The 7373-nt window shown below is 73.0% G+C and carries 4 protein-coding genes and 2 pseudogenes; 3 read left to right on the top strand and 3 right to left on the bottom strand.

Annotation, left to right across the window (positions count from 1 at the left end; genetic code table 11):
- Both HY68_RS24335 and HY68_RS24330 read right to left on the bottom strand, forming a co-directional pair.
- Positions 1-376, bottom strand: a pseudogene (locus HY68_RS24335) (HEXXH motif domain-containing protein); the annotation flags it as partial.
- Positions 373-1590: an FxsB family cyclophane-forming radical SAM/SPASM peptide maturase gene (locus HY68_RS24330; RefSeq protein WP_041992247.1), complete on the bottom strand. Its 1218-nt coding sequence runs from the start codon at positions 1588-1590 to the stop codon at positions 373-375. The gene HY68_RS24330 and the pseudogene HY68_RS24335, both read right to left, overlap by 4 nt.
- A 288-nt stretch (positions 1591-1878) precedes the next feature.
- Here HY68_RS24330 and fxsA point away from each other — a divergent pair, with 288 nt between their 5' ends.
- From fxsA to HY68_RS24315, 3 genes are all read left to right on the top strand, one after another.
- Positions 1879-2067: an FxSxx-COOH cyclophane-containing RiPP peptide gene (gene fxsA / locus HY68_RS24325; protein WP_041992244.1), complete on the top strand. Its 189-nt coding sequence runs from the start codon at positions 1879-1881 to the stop codon at positions 2065-2067.
- Positions 2068-2162: 95 nt separating this feature from the next.
- Positions 2163-5828 carry an FxSxx-COOH system tetratricopeptide repeat protein gene (gene fxsT, locus HY68_RS24320; protein ID WP_041992241.1) on the top strand — a complete coding sequence of 1222 codons (3666 nt, stop codon included), beginning with the start codon at positions 2163-2165 and terminating at the stop codon, positions 5826-5828.
- 120 nt (positions 5829-5948) lie between these two features.
- Entirely contained in the window at positions 5949-6875 is a 927-nt protein-coding gene (locus HY68_RS24315) for a hypothetical protein (RefSeq protein WP_241778668.1), read from the top strand.
- On the opposite strand, the pseudogene HY68_RS44050 reads toward HY68_RS24315, so the two are convergent.
- A pseudogene (locus HY68_RS44050) lies at positions 6853-7373 on the bottom strand (hypothetical protein); the annotation flags it as partial. The gene HY68_RS24315 and the pseudogene HY68_RS44050 overlap by 23 nt on opposite strands.

Below are 7373 nucleotides of genomic sequence, written 5' to 3'. Positions count from 1 at the left end.
CGGCTATCGCGGTCAGCCAGTGCATGGGAGGAGCCGGGGGCGTGGGGGCCAGGGGTGGGTTCGGGCCCTGCTCCCCCACCCGCTGTACCCGGGCGAGCAGCCCGGCCAGCGCCGGGCCCGCCGAGGGGTGGGCGATGACCGCTGCCGCCGCTTCGGGGGCCGCCCGCTGGGCTGCGGCCAGCAACTCCCAGGCTTCCTGGGCCTGTTGGCCGGTCGCGCCGCCGATCTCGCGCGCCGCAGCGGTGATCGCGTGCACGCAGGCGAGCCGTCTGCTGTACTCGGCGCGGGCGAGCAGCAGCAACGCCTCGGCCCCGCCGCCGCCTTCGGCGACGGCGTCGAACAGCGGGCCCGGCATCCGATGCGGCGCCGGCGTCATGCCACCGCCCCCACGTCGGCGGCGAGCCGGCCGCGTACCCGGGTGATCAGGGCGGTGAGATCGGCGCAGTACACACTGCGGTTGGCGAACCCGGTGTCCCTGCGGTAGCGGTTGGCGTAGTGCCCGCCGCCGCACACCTGGTGCAGCGGGCAGGCCAGGCAGTCGGCGCACAGCGCGTCGGCGCCCCACTGGCGGGCCGCGACGCCGGGGTGGCGGAGCAGCGTGTCGAACGAGTGCCGCCGCAGGTCGAGTCCGGTGGCCGCGGCGCCCGCGTAGACGGTGCGCAGGGTGTCGTCCTGGGCGAGGGCCCCGTCGGTCTCCACGACGGCGTAGCGCACCGGGCGCAGGCCGAGGGCTTCCGTCGCCGGGGTGGCGCCGAGGAGCAGCGCCATGAGGTCGTCGAGCAGCCGGATCCGGGTCTCGCTGACCGGGGCGCCGTACCACCGCTCGAAGACGGCCCACAGCCAGTCGGCGTACGGAGTACGCCCGTCGCCGGGGGTGAGGCCGGGCGGTCGGGTGTGCCAATTGCCCAGCGGCAGCAGGAAGTCGAGGGACGGCGGGCGGTGGGCGAGCAGGTCCTGGTAGACGCGTACGGGATCGTTGCGCAGGTCGACGGTGCACAGCAGCCCGGCGAAGAGGTGCCGGTACGGCCCTTCGGAGAGCAGCCGCAGCGCTTCACGTACGCGGGTGTGGCTGCCGCGCCCGTCGGCGCCCTTGCGGTGGCGGTCCTGGGCGGCCCTGCCGCCGTCGACGCTCACCCCGACGCGGATGCCGTGTTCGGCGCACAGGTCGAGGCGGCGCTCGGTGAGCCGTACGCCGTTGGTCTGCAGGGACAGGTTCAGCCGTATGCCGTCGCCGACGGCGGCGCGCAGCACCCGGGCGGTGCGGGCGAGCGTGGCGTCGCCGGCGAGGAGCGGTTCGCCGCCGTGCAGCACGACACCGGCTTCGCGCAGGCCGTGCGCCGCGAGGTGTTCGGCGATCCTCGTGCCGGCGAGGTCGACGGTCCCGTCCGTCATGGTGCGCGGCTGGGTGCGCCAACTCTGGTCGTGGGAGCGGTACATGTAGCAGTAGTCGCAGGCCAGGTCACAGCGGCTGTGGATCTTGAGGACGAAGGAGTGCAGCGGGGACGGCACCCAGCCCGCCGCTTCCCTGGCCGTCACGTCGGCGGCCGTCGGCCAGGGCAGCTCGGCCTGCCGCAGTGGCGGTCGACTCATCGGCTTCCCCCCGAAGTCGTGCGCCTGCCGTCCGTGGCCGGCCAGGAGCGGGGACCGGCGGGGCGGAGCACACCATGTTCGTCCCATGTTCGTTCGGGCGCCGAACAGCGTCAACATCACGATTGAGCCAAAGGGGTTCCGAACAGGGCGAGTTGCCGGTCAGGAACGCGTTGTCCGGCCCTGCTCGCCGGGCCGGGGTGGCGGTACGCTGGAGGGGACACGCTTTCCCTGACGCGTACTCGCTGGGCGGGCCATGGCGGAGCGGCCCCGAGACACCACGGAGCGCATATGACAGCCGCAGCCAAGGGCGTCATCCCCGGCGCTGACGCCGAGTCGGCCGTACTGGACATCTCGGATCTGCCGCTCGCCGACATCGCCGCCCTGCCGGACTCGGTCCTCGGGGACGTGCTGCGCCGGGTGCGCGAGAGCTGTGCGGCGGGCGACCCGTTCGTCACGGGTCACTCCGAGAGTCTGTGAGATGCCTGTCGGCGCTTCTATACTGACATCTCTCATTGTTCCGTTATATCCATTAAGTCCACCTTCCTTGCTCCGCCGCACGGAACGGAGAGGCCATGCCCGACGCCGACCCCTTCGCACCCTCTGGTCCCTTCACCGTTTTCTTCACCACCTCGGAGAACCTCGGGCTCAGCACCACCATGCGCAACGCGGCGGACATCCTCGCCGAGGGCAACCGCAGTGTGCTGATCGTGGACGGCCGGCCGGGTGAAGCGGCGGGGCCGCCCGTACCCGAACCCACGCCGGGGACGGTGGCGTACGCGGTCCGTCCGGACGCGGACTCGCTGACCGGTCTCGGCTCGGACCCGGTGGCCGCCGGTTACGACCACGTGTTCGTCGAGGCGCCGGTGCCCGACGCCCCCGGAGCCGCGGTGCCCGGCCTGCTGGCGCGGTTCGCCGACTCCGTCGTCATCTGTTTCGCGATGACCGCGTGGTCCATCGACGGCGCGGCCGCGCTCGCCGAGGACCTGTCCGCGGTGCGCGCCACCCGGCCGCTGCGGCTGCTCACCCTGGGGCTCAAGAGCGACGTCGGGTCCCGTGACCGGCTGCGGGTGGCGCGCGAGCGGGTCCGGCGCAAGTTCGGGCCGCTCTCCCAGGCACGCGGCCAGGGCGAGATTCCGTTTCTCGAAATCCCGTACAACCCGCTCTACATGGACAGCAGACGGCTCGCCGTCGAGAACGAGGACGCGGGTACGGTCACCGGCCTGCGCCCGTACTACGCGCAGCTCGCCGACTGGCTGCGCGAGCGCAGGCCGCTGCCGCTCAGCGATGTCACCGTCGTGCACTCGGGACGCCATGTGCCCTGGGCCGCCTGGCTGGCGGACCGGCTGGGTGACCGGGGCATCGAGACGGAGCTGCGCAGGAGCGACATGTACGCGGGGGAACGCCCCACCCCCGGCACGGCGCTGCTGTTCCTCTCACTGCCCGACGCCGACGACACACTGCTGGCCCAGGTCGCCGCGCTGTCCCACGCGGACGTGCGGATCGTCCTCGTCGACGAGCCGTTCTCGGACGCGGACACCGCGCACCACGAGCGGATCGATCTGCGCGGCACGACGGAGGACGAGGCCCTGCGGATCCTCTACGCGAGCCTGCGGCTCGGCCCCGTGGTGCCGCGTGACGGTACGTCAGGGGCGCGCTTCCCCCGGCTGCCCGGGGTGACCAACGTCGCCGAGCGCAACGGCGACTTCGTCGACCGTGACACGGCGCTGGCGCAGTTGGAGAGCGAGCTGCGGGCGGCGGGCGAGGAGCACGCGGCGCTGGTGCTGCACGCCCCGAGCGGCTGGGGCAAGAGCGAGACCGCGCGGGAGCTGTGCCACCGCTACGGCGCCGGGTACGACGTGGTGTGGTGGGTGCGCTCCTGGGAGCGGCTGCGGGTACGGCGCGGGCTCGCCCGGCTCGCGGGCCTGCTCGGCATCGTCGCGGCCGACGGCGGGGTGGCCGAGCTGCTCGGCCGGCTGTCGGATCCCGCTTTCCCGCTGGACGGCGACAGCGACCGGGACGGGAGCTGGCTGATCGTCTACGACGGCGTGGCGGACTTCGCCGAGGTGCGCGATCTGCTCCCCGTCCCGCACGAGCGCGGGCATGTGCTGATCACCGGCCGTACGGCGCCGCCGCAGGACGGCGGAAGTCCGCGGCTGACCGGCTCGGCGCTGCCCCGGATGACGTCGGCCGAATGCCGGGCCCTGCTGCGGGAGCGGCTGCCGGAACTCGCCGCGGAGCAGGCCGAACAGGTCGGCAACGTGGTGGACTTCGTCCCGCTGGCGCTGTGGCTGGCCGCCCACTGTCTGGCCGAGCGCGCCGAGACCCACCGGCGTGACGACCACATGGGGCAGGAGACGTCGACCCGGGCCGCGGTCGCCGATGTCGTCGAGGCGTTCCGCACGGCGAAGACCGACATCCTCGACACGGCGGAGGCGGCGCCGCCCGTCGAGGTCATGGTGCGGGTGGCGCGGCGCGTGGCGCAGAGCACGCCGGGGGCCGCCGCCTGGCGCGCGGAGAGCTCGGCGCGCATGCCGCTCGACTGGCTGCTGAACGCCGCCTCGCTGCTCACCGGGCGCGGCATGGGTCTCGAACTGCTGCGCTCCCGGCGGATTCTGTCCGAGCTGGCCCGCGACGACTCGGCGGGACCCGAGAACGGCACCACGGTGCAGCCCCATCCGGACGACGTGCAGCTGCCCGACGAGCACATGGTGAGTGTCGCGTTGTGGTCGCTGGCCCAAGTGGGCCTGATCGACGTCGACTTCGACCGGAAGGAGCAGCCGCTGGCGCAGCACCACGCGCTGCGCGACCTGATCCGCGACGGGATGGCGCCGCAGGAGCGGCTGCATGTCGAGTCGGTCCTGCGCGGCGTCATCGCCGAGTACGTACCGCGCGCCGAGGAGGCCCTGCCGGCCGACTGGGCGCGCGAGGTGTACTCGCTGCGGCTGTGGGAGGACTCCCGGCCCCGGGTGCGCCGGTCGCTGCTGCGCCATCTCAACGCGCTGAGCCAGCGCGGGGAGAGCGCCGACCTGGACCGGCTGCTGGACATCGCCGACAAGGCACGCGCCGCCTGGGCGCCGGAGGGTGACGAGGAGACGCCGGAGTATCTGCGGCTGCTCAACCTCACCGCGCGCGCCCACCGGCTGGTCGGGGACTACGAGCAGTCGCGGCGCCAGTCCGAGCAGGCGCTGCGCGGCCACCGCAGGCTGCTGGGGCTCGTACACCCCCGTACGCTCCTGTCGGCCGACTCGCACGCGGCGACCTTGCGCGCGCTCGGCCGGTTCGACGACGCGCTGATGCAGATCCGGCCCGCCGTCGAGGGGCTGACCCTGCTGCTGGGGTGGAAGCACGAGGCGACCGTGCAGGTGGAGCACAACCTCGCCCTGACCGAGGCGCTGACCGGCCGCATCGACCAGGGGCTCGACCGGATCCTCGACCGGTTCCGTTACCGGCAGTCCATGGGCGGCAAGGACGACGCGGCCTCCTGGCGCTCGGCCGACCTGCTCGCCTACCTGTACCGGATGACGGGCAGGGACGGCGAGTCGCGGGATCTGCTGCGCCAGGAGCTGCGCCGCCACGGCGACGTGTGGGACCTGGCACGGCTCAGGACCGAGGTCGGACTCGCCGTCAGCGAGCGCCGTCTCGCGGACGGTTACCCCGCAACGAAGGACCCGAGGTACGGCTTCGAGGGGGCCCACGAGCGGGACCGGCGGGCACTGGACCTGTATGTGAGCCGCTTCGGCGCCGACCGGTTCGACACGCTGCGCTGCCGGTTCAGTTACGCGGCCGACCTGCACGCGCTCGGCAAGTTCGAGGACGCCGAGCTGCAGGCACGCCGGTGCGGTGTGGCGCTGGCCGACCGGTTCGGCCCCGGTCATCCGTACACCGCAGCCTGCCAGGTCCGACAGGGCGTGTATCTGCGCTCCCTCGGCCGGTTCGACCAGGCGGAGGAGACGGGCCGGTCGGCCCTGAATGTGCTGACGCACAAACTGGGCCATGCCCACCTCTGGGTGGCCGGGGCGGAGAACTCGCTCGCGGTCACCCTCGCGGCAGCGGGCAAGACGGACGAAGCGGTCGTGCAGGCGTACAATGCCCTCACCCGGCTGCAGCGTCTGGGTATCGGGCACCGGCCGGACGCACGGCGGGTGAAGGCCCATCACGACTGGCTGACGGGTTCGACGAGGGCCCGCACCGAGCCGCCGTCGGGATTTGACGTCGACTACGAACTACCGGGCCTGTAAAGGCGTTTGAGCTTTGCCAACCGGAAAGGGCGAGGAGACGTGGCAGTACCGGCGGAGCACGTGTCCCAGACTTTGCGAGAGCATCACTGGTCCAGCCAACTCCACGGCACAGTAACGGAGTTGGCACAGGAAACCGCCGCTGCCACGCCCGCCGTCCGGTCACTCTCGCACTACAGCGCGGGCACCCTCGACTTCGTGGTGTGCCGCGCCCGGCGGGCGCCGCTCAGCAGCACACTCCTGGAGAACGGTGACGACCTCCAGGACGAGTCGCTGGCCGGCAGCCGGCTGTTGCTGTGCACCCAGGACCTCGGCTCACTCCTGCGCCCCCTGGGCACGGGCGAGTTGATGCGCACGGTCGTCGCCAACGCGGGCGGCGGTCTGTGGGGCGGCCGCGTCAAGCCCGGGGAGTACGTGGCGGCCGTGGCCGACGCGCCGGACGACGTACCGGCGATGGACGAGGCCATGAACGAGCTGGTCACCCGGATCCGCACGCAGGTGCACAAGCTCCCCAGCGAGATGCTGGGCGGCCCCGAGTCGGCGCCGGTCCAGGACACGCCCCTGAGTGCCCAGTTGCGGGTCGACTACGGTACGGCGGCCGAGCCGGACGGCCCGTACGAGCAGCGGCTGCGCGCGTTGTGGGGCAGCCATCTCAGCACCTCGGACCTGCAGTACGCCGCGTACTACCGGGACCGGACGCTGGTCTGCGTCGGCGATGTCTTCGACGCGCCCGACCTCGGCCCGCGCTTCATGGACGTCAGTGTGCGCACCCGGCGCACCGCCTACCGCGATCTCGCGTTCAGTCTGGGCAGCCATCTGGCCCGGCTGGCCGACGCGCTGTGCCTGGTCGCTACCCCCGGCGCCGATCAGCCGGTGGTGGAGCGTCTGGTGCTGGACGTGCAGGAGGGCGCCGTGTTCGTGACCTGGCCGTCGCCCGACGAGTTCGTCGTCGGGGTGACCCTCGACCAGACGCAGGTCCGCCCGGCGGAGGACCGGCTGACCCGGCTCGCCGCGGCCCTGCACAGGGTCACGCTGCCGCGGCAGCGCTGAGCGTCTCCCACACCTCCTCGGCCAGCACCTCGACGGAGCGGGCAGCGGTCAGCGGATGCGGCGGGCCCGGGTTGCCGAGCAGATGGACGGGCAGCACCTCGACGGCGTTCTCGTACTCCCGGCAGATCTGGCGCAGTTCGTCCCACCGGTCGCCGGCGGGCGCGCCGGACCCCGGCGTCCGGTGCCAGTCCGCGACGGAGCTGCGGAAGGCCTCCGTGAGGGTCCGGGTCAGGGTGGCGCAGCCGAGCTTGCTCAGCTCCGGCTGGGTGACGGTGCGCCGCGCCGCCCGCTCCCCCGCCGCCAGTTCGCGGGTGACGGCGTCGAGGACCGAGAGCGTCTCCTGGAAGCGGCGGGCGACCGGGCCCGGCAGGCTGTCGGCCGGCGCCTCGGGTTCGGCGGGGTGCCCGGTCGCCGCCGCGGGTTCCGGCGTGCCGGTGTCCCGGGCGAGGGAGGTCATGGCCTGGCGTAATTCGGCCAGTTGGACGTTCTGCTGGGCGA

It is taken from the genome of Streptomyces sp. AcH 505, from assembly GCF_000818175.1.
Lineage (GTDB): Bacteria > Actinomycetota > Actinomycetes > Streptomycetales > Streptomycetaceae > Streptomyces.
This window is presented reverse-complemented; position numbering and strand designations above follow the sequence as displayed.